14 protein-coding genes and 4 pseudogenes are annotated in these 18,994 nt (G+C 53.2%); 12 read left to right on the forward strand and 6 right to left on the reverse strand.

What is annotated here, in order from left to right:
* Positions 1 to 3: 3 nt before the first annotated feature.
* Positions 4 to 714 carry a methyl-accepting chemotaxis protein gene (locus BLU48_RS01360; RefSeq protein ID WP_082636678.1) on the reverse strand — a complete coding sequence of 237 codons (711 nt, stop codon included), beginning with the start codon at positions 712 to 714 and terminating at the stop codon, positions 4 to 6.
* Positions 715 to 873: 159 nt separating this feature from the next.
* A pseudogene (locus tag BLU48_RS32540) lies at positions 874 to 1,105 on the reverse strand (DEAD/DEAH box helicase); the annotation flags it as partial.
* Between the two features lie 191 nt (positions 1,106 to 1,296).
* Here BLU48_RS32540 and tnpA point away from each other — a divergent pair.
* The 5 genes and pseudogenes from tnpA to BLU48_RS01390 form a co-directional block, all read left to right on the forward strand.
* Complete coding sequence (gene tnpA / locus BLU48_RS01370; RefSeq protein ID WP_073844970.1) at positions 1,297 to 1,629, forward strand: IS66-like element accessory protein TnpA; 333 nt, start codon at positions 1,297 to 1,299, stop codon at positions 1,627 to 1,629.
* A complete protein-coding gene (gene tnpB / locus BLU48_RS01375; RefSeq protein ID WP_024073357.1) occupies positions 1,626 to 1,961 on the forward strand; it encodes an IS66 family insertion sequence element accessory protein TnpB in 336 nt (111 codons plus the stop codon). The genes tnpA and tnpB overlap by 4 nt, the downstream gene beginning before the upstream one ends.
* 61 nt (positions 1,962 to 2,022) lie before the next feature.
* Positions 2,023 to 3,330, forward strand: a pseudogene (gene tnpC / locus BLU48_RS01380) (IS66 family transposase); the annotation flags it as partial.
* A 578-nt stretch (positions 3,331 to 3,908) separates the two neighbouring features.
* Positions 3,909 to 5,570, forward strand: a complete 1,662-nt coding sequence (gene ltrA / locus BLU48_RS01385) for a group II intron reverse transcriptase/maturase (RefSeq protein ID WP_024073359.1) — start codon at positions 3,909 to 3,911, stop codon at positions 5,568 to 5,570.
* Positions 5,571 to 5,674: 104 nt separating this feature from the next.
* Positions 5,675 to 5,896, forward strand: a pseudogene (locus tag BLU48_RS01390) (transposase domain-containing protein); the annotation flags it as partial.
* A 38-nt stretch (positions 5,897 to 5,934) separates the two neighbouring features.
* Here the strand turns inward: BLU48_RS01390 and BLU48_RS01395 are convergent.
* A complete protein-coding gene (locus BLU48_RS01395) occupies positions 5,935 to 6,897 on the reverse strand; it encodes an arsenic resistance protein (protein WP_024073360.1) in 963 nt (320 codons plus the stop codon).
* A 93-nt stretch (positions 6,898 to 6,990) separates the two neighbouring features.
* Between BLU48_RS01395 and BLU48_RS32465 the strand changes: the two genes are divergently transcribed.
* From BLU48_RS32465 to BLU48_RS01415, 4 genes are all read left to right on the forward strand, one after another.
* Entirely contained in the window at positions 6,991 to 7,425 is a 435-nt protein-coding gene (locus BLU48_RS32465; RefSeq protein ID WP_024073361.1) for a MerR family transcriptional regulator, read from the forward strand.
* Between the two features lie 265 nt (positions 7,426 to 7,690).
* Complete coding sequence (locus BLU48_RS32470; RefSeq protein WP_024073362.1) at positions 7,691 to 7,822, forward strand: hypothetical protein; 132 nt, start codon at positions 7,691 to 7,693, stop codon at positions 7,820 to 7,822.
* Between the two features lie 514 nt (positions 7,823 to 8,336).
* Positions 8,337 to 10,796: a heavy metal translocating P-type ATPase gene (locus tag BLU48_RS01410; protein WP_024073364.1), complete on the forward strand. Its 2,460-nt coding sequence runs from the start codon at positions 8,337 to 8,339 to the stop codon at positions 10,794 to 10,796.
* Positions 10,797 to 10,842: 46 nt separating this feature from the next.
* Positions 10,843 to 11,241 carry a TFIIB-type zinc ribbon-containing protein gene (locus tag BLU48_RS01415; RefSeq protein WP_073844972.1) on the forward strand — a complete coding sequence of 133 codons (399 nt, stop codon included), beginning with the start codon at positions 10,843 to 10,845 and terminating at the stop codon, positions 11,239 to 11,241.
* 124 nt (positions 11,242 to 11,365) lie between these two features.
* Here BLU48_RS01415 and BLU48_RS01420 read toward each other — a convergent pair whose 3' ends face one another.
* Positions 11,366 to 11,647, reverse strand: a complete 282-nt coding sequence (locus BLU48_RS01420) for a DUF411 domain-containing protein (protein ID WP_181125140.1) — start codon at positions 11,645 to 11,647, stop codon at positions 11,366 to 11,368.
* Positions 11,648 to 11,880: 233 nt separating this feature from the next.
* Between BLU48_RS01420 and tnpC (BLU48_RS01425) the strand changes: the two are divergent.
* Positions 11,881 to 12,725, forward strand: a pseudogene (tnpC, locus tag BLU48_RS01425) (IS66 family transposase); the annotation flags it as partial.
* Positions 12,726 to 13,486: 761 nt separating this feature from the next.
* Here the strand turns inward: tnpC (BLU48_RS01425) and BLU48_RS01430 are convergent.
* Together BLU48_RS01430 and BLU48_RS01435 are read right to left on the reverse strand one after the other, a co-directional pair.
* Positions 13,487 to 14,161, reverse strand: a complete 675-nt coding sequence (locus tag BLU48_RS01430; RefSeq protein WP_019818115.1) for a heavy metal response regulator transcription factor — start codon at positions 14,159 to 14,161, stop codon at positions 13,487 to 13,489.
* A gap of 495 nt (positions 14,162 to 14,656) precedes the next feature.
* Positions 14,657 to 16,000: an OprD family porin gene (locus tag BLU48_RS01435; protein ID WP_024073368.1), complete on the reverse strand. Its 1,344-nt coding sequence runs from the start codon at positions 15,998 to 16,000 to the stop codon at positions 14,657 to 14,659.
* Positions 16,001 to 16,392: 392 nt separating this feature from the next.
* Here BLU48_RS01435 and BLU48_RS01440 point away from each other — a divergent pair, with 392 nt between their 5' ends.
* Positions 16,393 to 17,664, forward strand: a complete 1,272-nt coding sequence (locus tag BLU48_RS01440; protein ID WP_131672237.1) for a TolC family protein — start codon at positions 16,393 to 16,395, stop codon at positions 17,662 to 17,664.
* A gap of 67 nt (positions 17,665 to 17,731) precedes the next feature.
* A complete protein-coding gene (locus BLU48_RS01445; protein ID WP_024073370.1) occupies positions 17,732 to 18,976 on the forward strand; it encodes an efflux RND transporter periplasmic adaptor subunit in 1,245 nt (414 codons plus the stop codon).
* Positions 18,977 to 18,994 lie beyond the last annotated feature (18 nt).

The raw sequence follows: 18,994 nt of genomic DNA on the forward strand, positions 1-18,994 counted from the left end.
GTCCTATTGCGCGACGGTTACGGTTTGAGGTGTTCCGGCCACGTCAAAGCGTGCGGATCTTCCGTCCAGCGCGTTGAGTCGCCAGGCGGTGCCCGCCACAGCGTCACCAGGTCGGATAAGGTAAATTTGATTCAACTGCGTGCTGCCAGGCGGTGCTACGGACAAAAAGCGTTCACCGCCGCGATACTCGATACCGACAACGGTAAAAGGGGGTGTTTGCGGTGTGACAGTGGCGGTAGCGGGCGGTTTTGGCCGCTTTGGTTGGCGGGCAACGGGCTTGGGCTTGAGGGGCACAGCAGTGGTTTGTTTGATGCGTGACTGACTGAGTTCTTGAAGACGGCTATCGAGTGTTTCGACGCTGGCTTTGAGGACTAGCAATTCACCAGCAGACGCAGCATTTTGAGAGATTTCTTGCGCTGACTCCGTCGCTTGCTTTGCATACGCTTGTGCGGCATCAATTCGATTCGATAAAGCCTGCTGCCCGGCTCGGAAGTCCTCGTTGGTCACCAGGTGGTTGCCGGCTACCGTGCCCAGTCGCTCATCGACTTTGCCAAGCCGCGTCAACAACGCATCGAGCGACTCTTTGTCTGCAGTCGCAGCCAAGCTGGTGCGGAGTTGGGAGAGTTGATGATGCTCATAACACAGAATGCCTGCCAATAATGCAAGGCACAGACTGAGTATCGCTGTGGTTCGAGTAGGGCGTGGTAGGTTCATGGGCGTCCTCGCGCAAAAGCGAATACACCCTCTCAAACCAGTCTCTTAGGTGCATCAGGAAATAGGTTTTCCAGGACGCATGGTTTTTGAAGTGTCGAGTTGGCCGCTGGTAAATTGGGATCGTTATAAAAAAATGGCCACCCGAAGGTGGCCGTCAAACTATGAAGCAATGAGCTGCCTTGCAAGTGTCATTTCAACTGAATCACCATCTTGGTTCAGCGAGTCGAGACCAGAATCTGGCACATCTCCCGACGTGCTTTGAATCACGGCGATTTTCTTGGCCATCAACTGCAGGCAAGTAATCTGAGAGCTGCCGGCATAGCCAAAAAAACACCCTCACTGGCTGCTTTTGCCCAATCCGCCATCACCGTCGAAATGCCTGTTGCAAGGTGTTGGGTAAAGCCATATACCGTAGCCCCACTGCGCGGAGTAAAGTCTTAAAAACCCGTGATAATGATCTGCGGAGTCAGAATAAAGTGGGTAACCGTCCGGCCAGGTCATCTACCCAGCTCTGCAAAGCGAAGACATGGTGTGCATTTAAATTAAGTGGACACCAATTCTAGCCTTTCAAGCGGGTATTTCATGCAGCCAACACGCCGTTCCTATTCCAAATCCTTCAAAGCCCAGATCATTCAAGAGTGCGCCCAACCAGGCGCTTCGATTGCCAGCGTCGCGCTCGGCCATAGCCTCAACGCAAACCTCGTCCACAAATGGATTCGGCTGCAAACGCAGAAAATTCCGGCACACCCACCTGCATTTATTCCGTTAGCCATGCCGCTGGCGGGGGCGAACTCCCATCCAGCATCATCGAATATCTGCGTTGAAATACAGCACCCGCGCGCCATCATCAAAGTGGACTGGCCCACTGAAAGTGCTGCCGCCTGCGCGACTTTTCTTCGAGATATTCTGCGATGATTCACATCGACTCCATCTGGCTCGCCACCGAACCGATGGCCATGCGCGCAGGCACCGAAACGGCGCTAGCCAAGGTGATCGCGGTGTTCGGTGCGGCGCAGCCGCACTGCGCTTATCTGTTCGCCAACCGCCGCGCCAATCGCATGAAAGTGCTGGTGCATGACGGCTTCGGAATATGGCTGGCGGCGCGCCGGTTAAACCAAGGCAAGTTCCACTGGCCTGGCATCCGCCATGGTCCTGAGATGGAACTGGATGCCGAGCAACTTCAAACGTTGTTGCTGGGGCTGCCATGGCAACGCGCAGGTTCTGGAGGCTCGATCACACTGCTTTAACGGCAGCCATTAGCCTATCGGTCTATCGTCGCGAAACGCCCGCTCTGGCAAAGTCCGGCGTATGACTTCTTCGCCCAATCTCGACCAACTGTCTCCCAATCAACTGCGCGTCCTCGCAGCGCAGTTGCTCTCGCAAGTCGACACTATGGGCAAGAAAATCAACCGTGATCAAACAGTCATTGAGAAACAGACCCACGAGATCGCCCAGCTCAAGCGTTTGAAGTTTGCCAAGCGCAGCGAGCAGATGAATCCTGAACAGGCCAGCCTGCTAGATGACCTGATCGATACTGATATCGCGGCGATTGAGGCCGAGCTTCAGGCGTTGCAAATAGCACCAGAGGCGACCGAGGAAAAGCTAAGGCCCAAGCGCACGGCATTGCCGGCAGAATTTCCGCGAACGTTGATCCATCACGAACCGGACAACACTCACCGCCCATGCGGCTGCGCCCTGAAGCGCATCGGTGAGGACGTTAGCGAGAAGCTGGACTACACGCCCGGCGTGTTCACCGTCGAACGCCATGTCCGTGGCAAGTGGGTCTGCGATAACTGCGAAACGCTGATCCAGGCACCGGTTCCGCCGCAGGTCATTGATAAGGGCATCCCGACTTCGGGCCTGCTCGCACACGTCATGATCGCCAAGTTTGCTGACCATCTGCCGCTTTACCGTCAGGAATCGATCTTAGGTCGAGCGGGCTTGGCGATTCCACGTTCAACCTTGGCTCAATGGGTTGGCGTGACCGGAGTTCAGTTGCAGCCGCTGGTCGATGCGCTGCGCGAAGTAGTGCTTGGGCAACAAATCATCCACGCAGATGAAACACCGGTGCAGATGCTCATGCCGGGAACAAAGAAAACCCACCGCTCCTATGTGTGGTCCTACGCTACCAGCCAGTTCTCGGATGTGGCAGCGGTGGTTTATGACTTCAGCCCCAGTCGCGCCGGAGAGCATGCTCGCGACTTCCTTCAGGACTGGAATGGCAAGTTGGTCTGCGACGATTTTGGCGGCTACAAGGCCAGCTTTGAACTCGGCGTGACCGAGATCGGCTGCATGGCCCATGCACGGCGCAAGTTCTTTGAACTGCACGCTACGAATAAAAGCACGCTCGCCGAGCAAGCCCTGCGCTATATCCAGTTGTTGTACGAAATCGAAAGAGAAGTCAGAGACCTGGAGCCGGATTTACGGCGCCGAATACGGCAAGAAAAAGCCGTACCGGTGAAGGATAGGCTGCATGCCTGGATGAACGCGCAGCGTGATCTTGTGCCCGAAGGTTCGGCCATCAGCAGAGCGCTCGATTACAGCCTTAAACGCTGGGCAGCGCTGTCGCGCTACCTCGATGACGGGGCGGTTCCCATTGATAATAATTGGGCGGAGGTGCGACACGAAGTCGCTTAATGAAGTTGTTCCCCCTTGGTGGGAACCACCCGTGTCACCGGGTGAATCTAGAAGGCTGAATCAAGAGCGCCTTCGACAATGTTACGAGGCGCCGCAAGGTGCGGGGTACCAATCGTGAGAGGCGTACCCTTCTGGCAGCCATGGCCGGACAAGTGCTAGATAGTTGGTATGGTGAACACACGTGAATCTGCGCAACGATCGTTAAATTAAGCGAGCGGAAATGGCTTACACGCTCGAACCAAAATGGTAATGGAGGTGGGAACTGCGTCTTTCTACTACGCATTCGTGACCCACATGCCTCCCGGTCGATAGCAGGCACCTAACCCGACGCACTTCAGTAAGCGGAACGTGGAAATCCCGTATCGCTCCCGTCAGGGAAAGCCGTTTGTAAAAATTGCCCATGGCGGTGCGGGCGAAGGAACGAGGAAAAAGCGAACGCCGTCCTGTAATGGGTTGGATAGAGGTTGAAACATCACTTCACGCGAAAGCGGGCAGACGTCCTCATGGTCTCTCTTCACACGAGAGTAGGTAGAACCCTTTCAACGGAAGGAGAGCAAATGAACGCAGCAGCATTGGCGTGTGCACCTTCCGGCACGTCGTGGGACAGCATCGATTGGATCGCCGTACAACGTCGTGTCAGAGGGCTGCAAGCGCGTATTGTGAAGGCTGTACAAGATGGCAGACATAACAAGGTGAAAGCCCTGCAATGGCTGCTGACTCACTCGTTCAGTGGCAAGGCATTTGCTGTGAAACGGGTGTCTGAAAACAAAGGCAAAAATACCCCCGGCGTGGACAAGGTTACTTGGAATACGCCTAGGGCCAAGCTCGGCGCGATAGAGTCGTTGACGCGGCGAGGTTACTCGCCGCTCCCGCTTCGGAGAGTGCTTATTCCGAAGAAAAACGGCAAAACGAGACCTCTTGGAATTCCCGCGATGAAATGCCGGGCCATGCAGGCGCTTCATCTGCTGGCTCTGGAACCGATAGCGGAAACTACCGGCGACCCGAACTCTTATGGGTTCAGGCCGGAACGCTCAACTGCGGATGCCGTCGCACAGTGCTTTGGTGTGCTGTCACGAAAAGCAAACGCGGAATGGGTGTTAGAGGGCGACATTCAAGGCTGTTTCGACAATATCAGCCATGACTGGTTGATCGCCAACATTCCCATGGACAAGGCGATTTTGCAGAAATGGCTCCGGGCTGGTTATGTCTACCAAAAGCAGCTATTCCCCAGCCACGCCGGAACCCCGCAGGGAGGCATCATATCCCCGGGGTTGGCGAACATGACGCTGGATGGGTTGGAAGCGATGCTGGCGAAGAGATTTCCCAACGCGAAGTGGACAGCCCGAAAAATGCGCGTGGTGCGTTATGCAGATGATTTCATCATCACTGGTTGTTCGAAAGAATGGCTGGAGAATGAAGTCAGGCCCGCCGTGGTTGAATTTCTGGCAGAGCGTGGACTTGTCCTCTCTCCGGAAAAAACCAAGATAACGCACATAGGGGACGGGTTCGACTTCCTCGGATGGAACCTGCGCAAGTACAACGGCAAGCTCCTGATCAAGCCGTCCAAGGCGAACATCGGGGCTCTACTTGCCAAGCTGCGAGAGTTGATCAAGACCAACAAAACGATACGACAGGCTAACTTGATAGGTTTGCTCAACCCGGTTCTACGGGGCTGGGCGAACTATCACAGTCATGTCGTCGCCAAGAAGGTCTTCAACCAGGTGGACAGCGCAGTGTGGGAAATGCTCTGGCGATGGGCGGTACGTCGCCACCCTCGCAAGACACGCCGATGGGTGAAGGATCGGTATTTCAAAGTACAAGGGGCGCGCCGTTGGGTGTTCTCGTGTACTGAAAAATCCGCCGATGGTCGGAAGCGTCAGTACACGCTAGTAGACGCCTCAGACACACCGATTGTGCGACATATCAAGATTAAGGCTGCTGCCAACCCTCACGACCCTGCATGGGATGAGTACTTCGAGTCCCGCTGGGGCAAGAAGATGCTCACTTCCGTTAAAGGTCGAGCCAAGCTGTATCGGGTATGGGTGCAACAGGGCGGCAGGTGCTGCGCCTGCTTCAAGCCGGTGACCAAAGACACACCGTGGCACAGTCGCCATATTGTGAAGCTAGGTCATGGCGGGACGGACGCTGCGGCTAATCTTGAGATTTACCACCTGCGTTGCCCACGAGATGTGCAATTTGCCAATGTCGACGATGTATAACCGGGTGCCCAATGGCGCCTTAGCAGAGGCTTGAGCCGTGTGCTGGGAAACTCGCATGCACGGTTCTTAGGGGGTTGGACGCGGGCAACCGCGTCTGACTACCCGACAACCAGATCCGGCCATGGGCTCTTGGGCGCAAGAACTGGCTCTTCGCCGGGTCGCTACGCAGCGGAAAACGGGCTGCGGCGATCATGAGCTTGATCCAGTCAGCGCGGCTGAATGGCCATGATCCGTACGCCTATCTAAAGGATGTTCTCACGCGCCTGCCGACGCGGCGCGCGAGTGAGATTAACAAGCTGCTGCCGCACAGGTGGGCACCTGTTTAATCGCGCAGGGTGTTTTGTGCTTATGTCTTCCCTGGCATCTACATTTTGCGCCACACCAAAGCAGGAATTGCTCGGATGTAAATTAGTTCGCTGACCAACTCAATCAGCGTTTGAGTAATCACTGCTGCCGCAGCGAGCCCTCTGATTTCCTCGGGCAAGGCCAATGCCAATGGTAGAACTACCAATGAGTTTCGTGTCGAACTGCTGAAAGCGACAGATCTTGCCGTGCTAGCCGGTAACTTAAACGCCCGAGCCACCAGCGCACCCACCACGGGTGCCAAGAGCATGAAACCAATGTAGACGGGAATAACAGGCAGCAGCTTGTCCATGTCTCTGACCACCGTTGAAATCTGAGAGCCGATCACTACGACCAATACAGCCGCCATAGCTGGCACAGGCATCCAAGCCCATACATTGTTCCAGCCCTCAACGATGCGTGACCCCTTTGCCCCGGCAGCTGTTGCTACTGCCAAGACCAAGGGTAAAGCGATCAGCACTACGAAGGCCTCAACAAATGGGCCGACCGATATAACCACCGCCGAGTCATCACTCACCATGAAGGCTAGATAGAGGGGTAGTAGCACAAGCTGAAGCACGAGTAGTAATGGTGTTGCCGCCAGAGTCAGTTTGGAGTCGCCCTTACCGATATGGGTAAACACAACAACATAATCGATACAAGGCGTCAGCAAGACCAATAGTGCGCCCACCAAAATCGCCGGGTGGTCGGCTAGGCCCATCGTCAACGCCCAAACCAACAGGGGGATGGCGACGAAATTGGCGGTCAGCAGCGCGGTCATGAAACGCTTGTTTGCAAGCCCTTTGCGAAGATCCAAGAATGGGATCTGCAGAAACATGGCGTACATCAGCACAGCGATGGCTGGTGTCACCAACGCACCTAACGCTTGAGAGGCATCAGGTGCGAGCAGGCCCCCGATAGCCGCGACAATGACCGCGACGAAGTAAACGGGAATCTGGTTCTTCTCTAGCTGTTCTCTGTCCACGGAATGCCCTTAAAACGCGTGAAATCATTTTTCGATTGAGCAGGTTAATATCTGTAGCTACTACAGGTTCAAGAAAATGCTTGGGGAGTTTGGATGTCAGGAATCGGAGCGCTGTCGAAATCAACGGGTTGCCACATTGAAACGATTCGCTACTACGAGAAAATAGGCCTTCTCCCTCCGGCCCTACGGTCGACAGGGCGGCATCGAATCTATACCGAAAAGCATCGGTCACGACTCATCTTCATCAGGCAGAATCGTGAACTGGGCTTTCCACTCGACGATATCCGCGAACTCATTGCGCTCGCGGCAGATGCTGATCGTCCGTGTGCTGATGCGTTGTCGGTGGTCAAGAAGCACTTGGCAGAAGTGGAATCTAAGGTAGCTAAGCTCCTGCAGATCCGGATAGAGCTGCTCTCAATGGCAGGCACGTGTGAGTCAAGATGCCTAGGCTCGAACACTCCAGACTGTACGATTATTGAGTCACTGTTCGAACCCGCTGCTGGGGCTCGCTCTGGTTGCTGCTCCTAGACGAGTCAAGAGCATAGGGGAGCAAGCTGCCATTGAAACCGAATAGCGCGATAGTCTCGACAGGGTCTTTCGAGCGTCCGTCTACACCAAACGGGCTGGTGCAAGATGTGTTCGGCAGACGCTTACTAAAGTGGTGCGCCACTGCTGGCATAAAAATATCAAGCTATAGTGTTTGGGGCCCTCAATCTCGTGACCGTACTGAGCGAACGCTTACACGGCAGACGTTTGCCAGGGCATATACCTATCAACTGAAGGAGCAAGTTCTATGGCCATCAAACCTGGGCCCAAGCCAATTGCCGAATCAACCGGCAAGACAGACCAGCGTCGCCGTGTAACCCCCGAGAACAAGCCTAAGCATCCCGACCTGGACGTGCATAAGCACAAGAAGGGTGATTGATGAGACCCCGCCAGACATGGCGGGGTTTTATTCTCGGTTAGCAGGTGTCACCGGATTTCCAGTGGGCATCTCCTAATTAATGCCGAAAAGCTTGTAGTAGGGTTGTTGAGGAGGACATGCTGGTGCGACTGTGTCGAGGAGCTTTCTGGATATTTCTACCCTTAACCCTGTCGGCTACCGATGGTAATGAGCGCTTAGAGAGGTCTACAGCCGACACATGCCAATGGCGTCGAAAACCATCATGGCGGATTTCTCCAAACGTTTACTCGTAGGCTTCACAACGCGATTGACGACTTGCTCGATATGCATGACTCCCAGGGTGAAAGCTGAGTGGGCATTTGAGGTGCTGACCAACCTGGCTGATGCATCGCAGCATGCAGCTATCAGGCGCTCGCACTGAGGGACGTAGACTCGAGCGGCGCCCTCGGCCCAGTCGAAATTTCAAACTCATTGCTTGACACTGTAGCTACTACAGGCTGTTCAATGACGCCATATCCTTATTGGTAGATGCGTCATGAGCCAGGAAAACCCGTCGAAAGCCAAATTGCACCTCGTGCCGAAGTCGGACGATTGCTGTTCTGCTGACCCCCGCGAGACCTTCGCCAAACAGGTTCATTCTCGTGCACATCATGTTGAGCATGGGCCTGATCACGCCGAGAGCTTGGGCAGAACGGGATCGCATGCGTGCGGTTCGAAGGATTCTCAGCCTTGTGGAGCCAAGTCCACCGACCATAATCAAGACCATAGCGCACACGATCATGGCACTTCAGCTCAAGCCCATTCCGATGCCGACCATTGCTGTTTGAGCAAAGTGGATTCCGCAGGGGCGGTGACTTCACATTCGGCCATGGCTGAGCCAGAAGGCACGACCCTGGTTCGGTATCGCATTGATAAGATGGATTGCCCTACCGAAGAGCGGCTAATTCGTAATCGCTTAGAGCCGATGCCTGGCATCGCACGACTTGATTTCAATCTGTTGGATCGTGAGCTGACAGTGCATCATCGCTTGGATGATCCGAAGGCGATAGTCATCGCTTTGACCGCGCTGGATATGGGGCCCAATCTCATCGAGGCCGGCGCAACCCCGAATGCCATTTCACCTGCTCTGACGACGCGCTTGAAAGGGCTGCTGGCGGTCAGCGGTCTAGCTGCCATCGCCGCTGAAGTGATCGCTTGGACGACCGGACAGGAGGGTTCTTTGCCTGTAATGTCCTTGGCTGCGCTGTCCATTCTTACTGCTGGTCTACCAACTCTGAAGAAGGGGTGGATCGCTGTAAAGAACTTCACATTGAACATCTACTTCTTGATGTCTTTGGCTGTCTTGGGTGCCATGGTGATTGGCAAGTGGCCGGAAGCCGCGATGGTGGTTTTCCTTTTCGCTATTGCCGAAGCCATCGAAGCACTCTCACTTGAGCGAGCGCGTAACGCGATTAAATCGCTGACTGCATTAGCTCCTGAGACTGCGGAAGTCATGACCGAAGCTGGCTGGAAAGAACACCCGGTTGAGAATGTCGTTCTCGGCAGCCGTATTCGTGTTCGCACAGGGTCGCGGGTACCGCTGGATGCGAGGGTGGAATCTGGTCGTGCTGCTCTCGACCAAGCCCCTATCACTGGTGAAAGCTTGCCAGTAGATAAGGCAGAGGGGGATCCGCTATATGCTGGCAGTATCGTGACAGACGGCGTCGTGGAGGCGACTGTCACGGCAGTCGCTGGCGAAAGTACGCTCGCTCGTATTGCTGCCGCGATTCAGGATGCGCAGTCTCAGCGGGCGCCGACGCAGAGGTTCGTTGACCAGTTCGCACGGTATTACACCCCAGCCGTAGTGGCGGTGGCATTTCTTGTTGCCGTTTTAGGCCCAGTGCTGCTTGGTGGTACGTGGGGTGAATGGTTGTATGAGGCCCTGGTGTTGTTGGTCATCGCGTGTCCTTGTGCCTTGGTCGTCTCAACGCCTGTCACTGTTGTGAGTGGTCTTGCCGCAGCCGCACGGCATGGAATCTTGATCAAGGGTGGTGCCTACCTGGAAAGCGGGCGCCTGCTGAAGGTGGTTGCTCTGGATAAAACAGGCACGTTGACTCAGGGCAAGCCAGTTCTGACTGACTCAGATATATTCAGTGACTTGTCTATCGAGAAGGCAACTTTGATTGCTGCGAGTCTTGATGAGCAAAGTACCCACCCAGTAGCGAAAGCATTGGTCAATGGGTGGAAATCGCAGCAGCCTGGCGCTGTGGCTCTGCCTGTCAGTGACTTCAGTGTGCTAAATGGCCGAGGCGTGAAAGGCACGATCGACGGTCATCTTTGGCATCTAGGCAACCATCGTTTGGTTGAGGAGTTGGGCGTGTGTTCTTCGGAGCTGGAGGCCAGACTTTCACGGCTTGAGGAAACTGGCAAAACGGTGATCGTGCTATGCGGCAATAGCGGCCCCGCCGCGATATTCGCGGTCGCAGACACAGTCCGACCGGAGAGTGTTGAAGCTGTGGCTGCTTTGAAGGCTTTGAACGTGGTTCCAGTAATGCTGACTGGGGATAATCCTGCGACGGCGAGGTCGATCGCTGAGCAATTGGGCATCGAGGATGCCCGTGGAAATCTGATGCCAGAGGACAAGCAGACTGCAGTCGCTGAACTCAAACGCAGATATGGCGCCGTTGGGATGGTTGGTGACGGCGTTAATGACGCCCCCGCCTTAGCGCAATCCGATATAGGTTTCGCAATGGGAGCCGCAGGGACAGCGACAGCTCTCGAAACAGCTGACGTTGCGATCATGGACGACGACCCTCGAAAAATCGCGTACTTTATCAGCCTGAGTCGCCGATCCGCCTCGGTTCTAAAGCAAAACATCATTTTGGCTCTGGGCATAAAAGTTGTCTTCTTGGCGTTGGCTCTCTCTGGTTTCGCGACATTGTGGATGGCCGTTTTCGCCGACATGGGGGCGAGCTTGCTCGTCGTATTCAATGGCTTGCGGCTGCTGCGTCGGTGAAATGGCTGCTGCGTTTTATATAGCTCATTCGCTGGAGGAGAGAACCATGCACTGCCCAGTTTGCAAAGAAGTACTGTTGGTAATGTCGGAACGTCAAAACGTTGAAATCGACTATTGCCCGCAATGTCGAGGTGTTTGGCTTGACCGGGGAGAACTCGACAAGATCATCGAGCGTAGCCAGCAGGAAGAACAAGAAGCTCGTTTTCTTCCACAGAGCGTATCTCAGTCGCTGCAAGGTACACCTCCGTCTGAACCTGTGTATGCCCAGCCGTCTTCTGGCCACCATGACAACAAACGCGGCACTAAGCACGGCCACTCCGCGCCGCAGCCTGGTCACGGTGGTGGTTGGCGGGACGGATATCAGAACGGCCATCAGAATCAGTCGAGGCATCAGGAAGAGCAGGTTTATCATAAGAAATCGTTTTTACGGGAAATTTTCGACTAATATTTGCTTGGATACAGCGATCCGCTAATCAGACTCCAGCCGGAAGATTTGATCAGCCGGCTGTAGCTTTTTCGAAACCCGGTATCCGGTATTCAACCAGTTTAGTAGAGCGGTTCCTCAGCCACTAGCGGGCCCGAAAATCCTGTAAAACCGTCTCTCCCCTTGACTTGCTCATCCCAATTACCGGGTAGGCGCTGCGTCGGTCACCTGACTCCATTCCGAGCGATCCCACGGGCATACCGAAGGCAGCTATTCCGTCCAGATTGGCTCGTCGACTTAGTTCAGCAATTTGTGTGACCGGAACATGGCCTTCGACGAATTTCCCACTTACAACTCCCGTGTGGCACGACGCCAGATTTACGGGTACGCCGAGCTTCTCGTTCATATCGCTAATGTTGTTTTCCATATAGTCGACCACTCCTTCAGATAAGCGATCCACCTGGTCCAGCAGCCACAGTTAGGGGCTTTGTAGACGGCAATTGATTACGCTGCCTGTAACAATGAGGCTGCATTTAGCGTTGCAACGAGTGCAATGACTTGAACGGTCTTTTTGAATGAATTCATGGCTGATGCTACTTAACGAAGAGAAAGAGAGGAGGAGTTAGCGTGCATAGCCTCACCGACGGTGGCCAGATGGCCGTGACTGGGGTTCAGTTCCAGCCGCTGGTTGATGCGCTGCGCGACGTGGTTCTCGGGCAGCAGATTATTCAAGCCGATGAGACACCTGTGCAAATGCTCATGCCGGGAACTAAGAAAACCCACAGTTCTTATATTTGGTCCTATGCCACCAGCCAGTTCTCGGACGCGGCAGCGGTGGTTCACGACTTCAGCCCTAGCCGCGCCGGAGAACACGCTCGCAACTTCCTGAATGACTGGAAGGACAAGCTGGTCTGCGATGATTGTGTCGGTTACAAAGCCAGCTTCGAACTAGACGTGACCGAGATCGGGTGAATGGCTCATGCGCAACGTAATTTCTTTGAGCTGCACGCTAAGAATAAAAGCACGCTTGCGGAGCAAGCTCTGCGTTATATCCAGTTGTTGTACGAAATTGAAAGCGAAGTCGCGATCTGGGGCCGGATTTACGACTCCGAATACGGCAAGAAAAAGCTGTACGGGTGATGAATATGCTGCACGCCAGGTTGATTGCCTAGCGTGACCTCGTGCCTGAAGTCTCAGCCATCAGCAGAGCACTCGATTACAGTCTCGAACGCTGGGCAGCGCTGTCGCGCTACCTCGATGACGGGGCTGTACCCATAGACAATAACTGGGCAGAGAACCAGATCCGATCATAGGGCCTTGGGCGCAAGAACTGGCTCTTTGCAGGGGCCTTACGCAGCGGAAAACGTGCGGCAGCGATCATGAGTCTGATCCAGTCTGCGCGCCTGAATGGTCATGATCCGTATGCATATCTGAAGGATGCTCTCACGCGGCTGCCGACGCAGCGGGCGAGTGAAATCGATCAGTTGCTGCCGCAATCTTTTTAATCACGCAAGGCGTGATGCCCGGACGCTTATGGCGATACTCAAGCTAATGCAAAAGTTCTGACGATTGAGCAAGTGTGACGGCTTAACCCGACGGCAAGGGGAGGTGTCGAATATCGTCAACCATCAACGCAAAACGCCGTAATCGTTTCAATATGTAGCTTTCACTGTAGAGTTTAAAAGCGTTATGCAATGAGCTTGCAAGGTATCTAGAGAGCCGGAGTGATTCACTTGCTCGCCTTCAGAGATCATAGAGTATGCGACCTTTAAGTCACGACCGTATTGTCCACTCCATGGCATGCTTAGGCTTCATGCCCCGGTAGATTTATCATATCCACACGCAACTACATGGATATGTGCGCCGTGGCACCGTCACGTAGTTCGTCTCACCAGATTATGAGAGTATCAACTGATAAAAATCCACGTTCCTTGAACTACACTTTATCATCGGCAACTACGTTACTCACAAATACCTAAAGTGAAAGCGGGTCTGAACGCTTCCACATACATTGGACACTGAAATCCAGCTTGTGGATAAGCATTATCGAGCGCTGTTTCGGGGGGGTATGGTGTTTTTTCGCACCACGGTTTTGGACCGGTAGGCGAGTTGAAAGCTTCGATTAGCAAGTTTTTTGCGCGCCGAAATGTATATCCGACGCGGTAGGCCAGAAGCGCCAAGTGAAAGACAAACTTGGATGAAACCTGAAGTGCCCGTGAGTCGGCGAAATCACAGGAGCGTATGTGATTGCTTCAAGAACAGCACGCTAGCGTTTTTCTAGAACATATCCTACGCCTCTGAGTGTATGTATCAGTTTGTTTTCAAAAGGATCATCCATCTTGGCTCTTAATCTTCTAATTGAAACTTCTACAACATTTGTATCGCAGTCGAAATTCATGTCCCATACCTGAGATATGATCTGTGTACGACTCAGGACAATTCCCGTATTTCTCATTAAATAGTGCAGAAGTGCGAATTCCTTCGTTGTTAAGTCGATACGCTGACCGTCTCTAAACGCCCTATGACGGCTTTGATCCAGCTCCAGATCGGCTACGCGAATGATCTCAACAGATGCTGGATTATCAGACCTGCGCATCAGTGCGCGAACTCGAGCAAGCAGTTCCGGGAATTCAAAAGGCTTAATTAGGTAATCATCTGCACCATTCTCTAGTCCTCTGATTTTATCAACCAAGCGACTTCGAGCAGTAAGCATCATAATTCTACAAAGACAATTGTTTCTTCGCAACAATTCAAGTACCTGCCACCCATCCATCTCCGGCAGGTTGATATCTAGGATGATTAACTCGTACATATGTTGTTTGGCCAGAAAAAGCCCGTCGTATCCGGTATGTACGCAATCCACGATATAACCGCTCTCCGTAAGGCCTTGGCGCACATATTCGGCAGTTTTTACTTCGTCCTCAATTACCAGAATTCGCATTGGATTTTGTCTCGATATGACTGAGCTGTTTTAACTACGCGAATGCGCTGTCATCATTGGCAGGAATGATAATTCAAAACCACTTGGGTGGGGGCTAAATAACGTACTTGTAATCAGTGAGCAATACACTTGATAACATCGCGATATATTATATCGTGGCTCGGACCAACCAGTTGCGGGTTATTTCTCTACTGCTGAATTGACCTTATGAAATGTTGGGTTGTTTTTTTTATTATGGCCATTTTATTCCGTGCAGATGAGGGCGATTTTTCTCATGCTGAAGAAGGCGGTCACTGGTGCAGTCATGAACTCCATCGGGACGCGGTGCGCGTACTCGAAGATTTACTCGAATTTTAGGTAAAAAAAAGCGCCCCAGGGGGGCGCAAAATATTCACCTTTTACCAAAGGAGCATTTAAGCAACTCAAGGTGAATTCTTTAAGCTCGCTATTTTTGTTTTAGGCGAGTCACATGAATAAATCGATCTTGTTTAGGGCTCACAGTATCGAAAGTGGATATTCAACGATCAGGCGTACTTCATCCAAGTCCGATTCGAATGCAGTGGCACGAGTATTTGCTTGACGTAATCGCAAGGAAAGATCTTTCGCCGCACCTGTTTGTACGACGTATTTGACTTCAATATCACGCTCCCAACGTTTTTGATTCGTGAGCGGATCGCCGTTACCATCAGTGCGCATATAGAATTGATTGGCGTTCGAATAGTCTGCACCAGAACCTCTGGCATAACGAGTCATGAACGATAGCCCCGGAATACCGTAGCTGGTCATGTTCAAGTCGTAGCGCAGCATCCAAGAGCGTTCCTTCGGTGAGTTGAAGTCGCTGTACTGTATTGAGTTGTCAACGAAGATTGAGTCTGATTGACGAAGGTAGTCGAAGTCGTCATCGCCATTGTTTCGCTGATGAGACAGTGCAAGAGTATGCGCACCGTACCGGACGCCGAGCTTGGCGCTCCATATATTGTTGTCGAATTCGCCCAGGCGCTTCTTGCCTTCATCTACAGCTTTGTAGTAGTTGAATCCGCCGATAAGCGTCAAATCATCGCTGAGTGGGTAAGTGAGGCTGCTACCGGCATAGTATTGATTCCAAACATCCTTCAATTGGCTGGCGTAAAGGCTCACCGTGATGTTGTCGTTGACTTGGTAATCACCGCCGCCGTACCCAATCCAAGGCGAGTTGACCGGGCCGGCATAAAATGTGGCAAAGTTATCGTTCAAGTTGCTGGAACCAGGCTGGCTCATCGCATGCAGTCGACCACCCTGCAAGGTTAGGCCTTGAATGCTACTATTTTCGACCGTCACGCCGCGGAAACTTTCAGGGAGTAAGCGAGAATCTCCCGATGCCACGACGGGTGTTGCGGGGAAAACATCTCCAACCTTTACGACAGTATCAAACAGCCGAAACTTCGCTGCTCCACCCACCTTAGTGTATTCATCACGTGCTTCGCCGTCACCGTTAACAGGCAGCACGTCAAAGCTGCTACGGCCACCGTTGCGCCCGCCACCAGTATCAAGCTTGATGCCAATCATTGCAAACGCATCTATACCAAAGCCCACAGTGCCCTGCGTAAAACCAGAGTTGAATTTAGTGATTATCGCATGTGCCCAAGCTTCGGAATAACCGTTGGTATTGCCTTTGCCGCTGTTGAAAGTCGGCGCAGATGCATCACGATTATCACGATTGAAATAGAAGTTGCGGTTTAGAACAGTAAGGCTGCTACCTTCAATAAAACCTTCTGGTTTACCTTCCGCTTGTGCCGTGAGGGCATAGCTTCCAGAAAAAGCTGAAACCGCAGCCAAATACAAAGTTACTTTGTGTCTCATGCGATGCTCCTTTGATTACGGCAGTTTTTATTATGATTTACCTACGCGGGTATAGTCTGTTGTTTTGGCCCGGTGGAGCACTTAGAATAGCGCCTGGGTCATATTTGCAGATCAAAGATAACGAGTCGGTGACGGGGTGATTACAATTCTGTTATCAGGTATTTCCACCGTTGCAGGGCTTCCAGAATCTTTTTCACTAAATCCCTGCGTTTCGCCTGAAAGCTTTCTATTTCGACTATCCCCCCAGGGTTTCTAACGAAATTGTAATTTTATAGCCACCCCTCTGATAGTGATCGCTGATTAGAGTGCCATCACCTGATCCAGAGGAGCTTGGCAGCTGTTTAGGCGTTCTCGCCAAGCTTTATCAAAGTTTGTGCATGAGGACTATCAAAGTGCCCTGGTATAATCACATTGCTTTATCTAAAACCCCCATCTTTCCTTTGAAAGTCTTTGTGTTCTGTATGGTCTTGTCTGGATTGTGGGTGCCTGCCGCATTTGCCCAGAGTCTCAGTCTGGCTGAAGCGCTTTCGACGGCAATAGACGCTAACCCCGATCTTGCAGCAGCACGTCAAGAGATCGGAATCTCTGAAGGAGTGCGCAAGCAGGCTGGACTCATCCCCAATCCTGAAATTTCTTATCAAGTAGAAGACACCCGTCGTAATACCAGCACGACGACTGTCGCGCTTAGTCAGCCGTTAGAGTTGGGTGGCAAGCGACGTGCTCGTGTCGAGGTTGCAACCTACGGTCAAAGCGTCGCGCAGTTAGAGCTGGACCGTCGAGTCAATAGCCTTCGTGCAGATGTTGTTCAATCTTACTACGCTGCTTTGAGAGCTCAGACCGGCTTGAATCTGGCAAAACAATCATTGGAGCTCACCGAACGCGGTCTGCGCATCGTCGATGGACGGGTGCGTGCCGGTAAGTCCTCGCCGGTGGAAGCCACGCGCGCTCAGGTGCAACTGGCTGAAGCCAAGTTACAGGTAAGGCGCGCTGAAACCTTGAAGTCAACGGCTTACCAGCAATTGGCCCAGTTAATAGGCAGTTCGGTCACTGCATTTGATCGTCTTGACTCGCCAGACCTATCTCCCGGCAAGCCGCCGCAAGCTACAGAATTACTGGCGAAGCTCGATCAAACCGCAGATATGCGTCAAGCGCTTGCTCAAATAGATAAGAGCGATGCCTCACTAGGCGCGGAAAAGGCGCAGCGCATCCCGAATCTCACCGTGAGTGTTGGTAGCCAATACGACCGCTCTATTCGCGAGAGGGTCAATGTCGTGGGGCTGTCGATGCCTTTACCGCTGTTTGATCGCAATCAGGGCAACATTCTTTCCGCTTCTCGCCGCGCAGATCAGGCCCGAGACCAGCGAAACGCTGTTGAGCTCAGGCTACGTTCCGAAACTCAAACCGCAGTGAATCAGTGGGCTACCGCCATGCAGGAGGTCGAGTCCTATGACAAGACGATCCTGCCTTCAGCTCAACAGGCCGTGGATACCGCAACTCGTGGATTTGAGATGGGCAAATTCGGTTTCATCGAAGTGCTGGATGCTCAGCGCACCTTGATAGTTGCTCGTGGCCAGTACCTCGACTCTTTGGCGGCTGCGACCAATGCGCGTGCTCAAGTGGAAAGGGTGTATGGCGACGTCGGCTTGACTGCCAATACGCGCTGAACAGGCCAGGCATTTTCCTTGTATGCGTCTTTGAATAAGCCGGTACCTAAGATCAGCAGGAGTAGCAATGGATAACAAACGCAAGATCGCGCTCGCGGTAATCGCTGTGGCAGTCCTCGGATTTGGCAGTTTCGCCTGGAACTCCAGTTCCGAGCAGCCTCCAGTCAGTAAGGCCGAACATGGCACTGAAGATGGCCATGAGAGAACTGCTGTAGCACCTGCTAAAGACGGGGGGGATGAAGGTCACGGTGAGGAAGGCCACAGCGAAAATGCCAATGAGGAAGAGGGCAAGATGACGCTTAGCGCCGAGCAGATTGAGGCTGCGGGCGTCGTTCTGGAAGCAGCTGCTCCCCGTGAGATTAGCACTATTGTGACTTTTCCTGGCGAAATACGGTTTGATGAGGACCACACCGCACATGTGGTACCTCGCGTTCCTGGAGTTGTTGAAAGCGTTCAGGCGAACCTGGGCGAGTCGGTCAAGAAGGGCCAAGTCCTTGCGGTGATTGCCAGTCAACAGATCTCGGATATGCGCAGTGAGCAACAAGCTGCACAGCGACGTGTTGAGTTGGCACGCTTGACTTTTGACCGCGAGAAGCAGTTGTGGCAGGACAAAATCTCCGCCGAGCAAGATTACCTTCAGGCGCGACAAGCTTTGCAAGAAGCTGAAATATCACTGGCCAACGCTAAGCAAAAGGTCGGAGCAATCGGCGCTTCGGTCAATTCTGCAGGCGGTAACCGCTATGAACTGCGTGCGCCTTTCGACGCAGTTGTAGTGGAAAAGCACCTGACCGTCGGTGAGGTGGTCAGCGAGGCAACCAATGCTTTCATCCTGTCCGATCTTAATCAGGTGTGGGCAACTTTCGCGGTTCCTCCTGGCGATCTCGGAAAGGTCGTGACTGGCCGCTCGGTAAAGGTTTCTTCTCCTGACATGAAGGCTGAGGTCGAGGGCAAGGTGGGTTACGTAGGCAGCCTTTTGGGCGAGCAGAATCGTGCAGCGCCCGTCCGTGTCACTCTGACCAATCCCAATGGGGCCTGGCGACCGGGGCTGTTCGTGAGCATCGCAGTCACGTCACAAACTGATCAAGTTGCTGTAGCTGTTCCAGAGTCAGCGGTGCAGACCGTCGAGGAAAAAACTGCAGTTTTCGTGAGGACCACTGAGGGCTTCGACACTCGCAGGGTAACTCTAGGTCGCCGTGCCGGTGGCTATGTGGAAATAACCGAAGGCCTCCAATCGGGTGCCCAAGTGGCAACCAGTGGCAGCTTCACGCTCAAGTCTGAGCTTGGCAAAGCGTCTGCCGAGCATGGCCACTGATGCGAATTTACAGGATGA

The organism is Pseudomonas synxantha (assembly GCF_900105675.1).
Lineage (GTDB): Bacteria > Pseudomonadota > Gammaproteobacteria > Pseudomonadales > Pseudomonadaceae > Aquipseudomonas > Aquipseudomonas synxantha.

Coding starts and splice junctions, on each gene's coding strand:
- BLU48_RS01360 (WP_082636678.1), bottom strand. CDS start 714: ATGAACCTACCACGCCCTACTCGAACCACAGCGATACTCAGTCTGTGC.
- tnpA (WP_073844970.1), top strand. CDS start 1,297: ATGCAGCCAACACGCCGTTCCTATTCCAAATCCTTCAAAGCCCAGATC.
- tnpB (WP_024073357.1), top strand. CDS start 1,626: ATGATTCACATCGACTCCATCTGGCTCGCCACCGAACCGATGGCCATG.
- ltrA (WP_024073359.1), top strand. CDS start 3,909: ATGAACGCAGCAGCATTGGCGTGTGCACCTTCCGGCACGTCGTGGGAC.
- BLU48_RS32465 (WP_024073361.1), top strand. CDS start 6,991: ATGTCAGGAATCGGAGCGCTGTCGAAATCAACGGGTTGCCACATTGAA.
- BLU48_RS32470 (WP_024073362.1), top strand. CDS start 7,691: ATGGCCATCAAACCTGGGCCCAAGCCAATTGCCGAATCAACCGGCAAG.
- BLU48_RS01410 (WP_024073364.1), top strand. CDS start 8,337: ATGAGCCAGGAAAACCCGTCGAAAGCCAAATTGCACCTCGTGCCGAAG.
- BLU48_RS01415 (WP_073844972.1), top strand. CDS start 10,843: ATGCACTGCCCAGTTTGCAAAGAAGTACTGTTGGTAATGTCGGAACGT.
- BLU48_RS01420 (WP_181125140.1), bottom strand. CDS start 11,647: ATGGAAAACAACATTAGCGATATGAACGAGAAGCTCGGCGTACCCGTA.
- BLU48_RS01430 (WP_019818115.1), bottom strand. CDS start 14,161: ATGCGAATTCTGGTAATTGAGGACGAAGTAAAAACTGCCGAATATGTG.
- BLU48_RS01435 (WP_024073368.1), bottom strand. CDS start 16,000: ATGAGACACAAAGTAACTTTGTATTTGGCTGCGGTTTCAGCTTTTTCT.
- BLU48_RS01445 (WP_024073370.1), top strand. CDS start 17,732: ATGGATAACAAACGCAAGATCGCGCTCGCGGTAATCGCTGTGGCAGTC.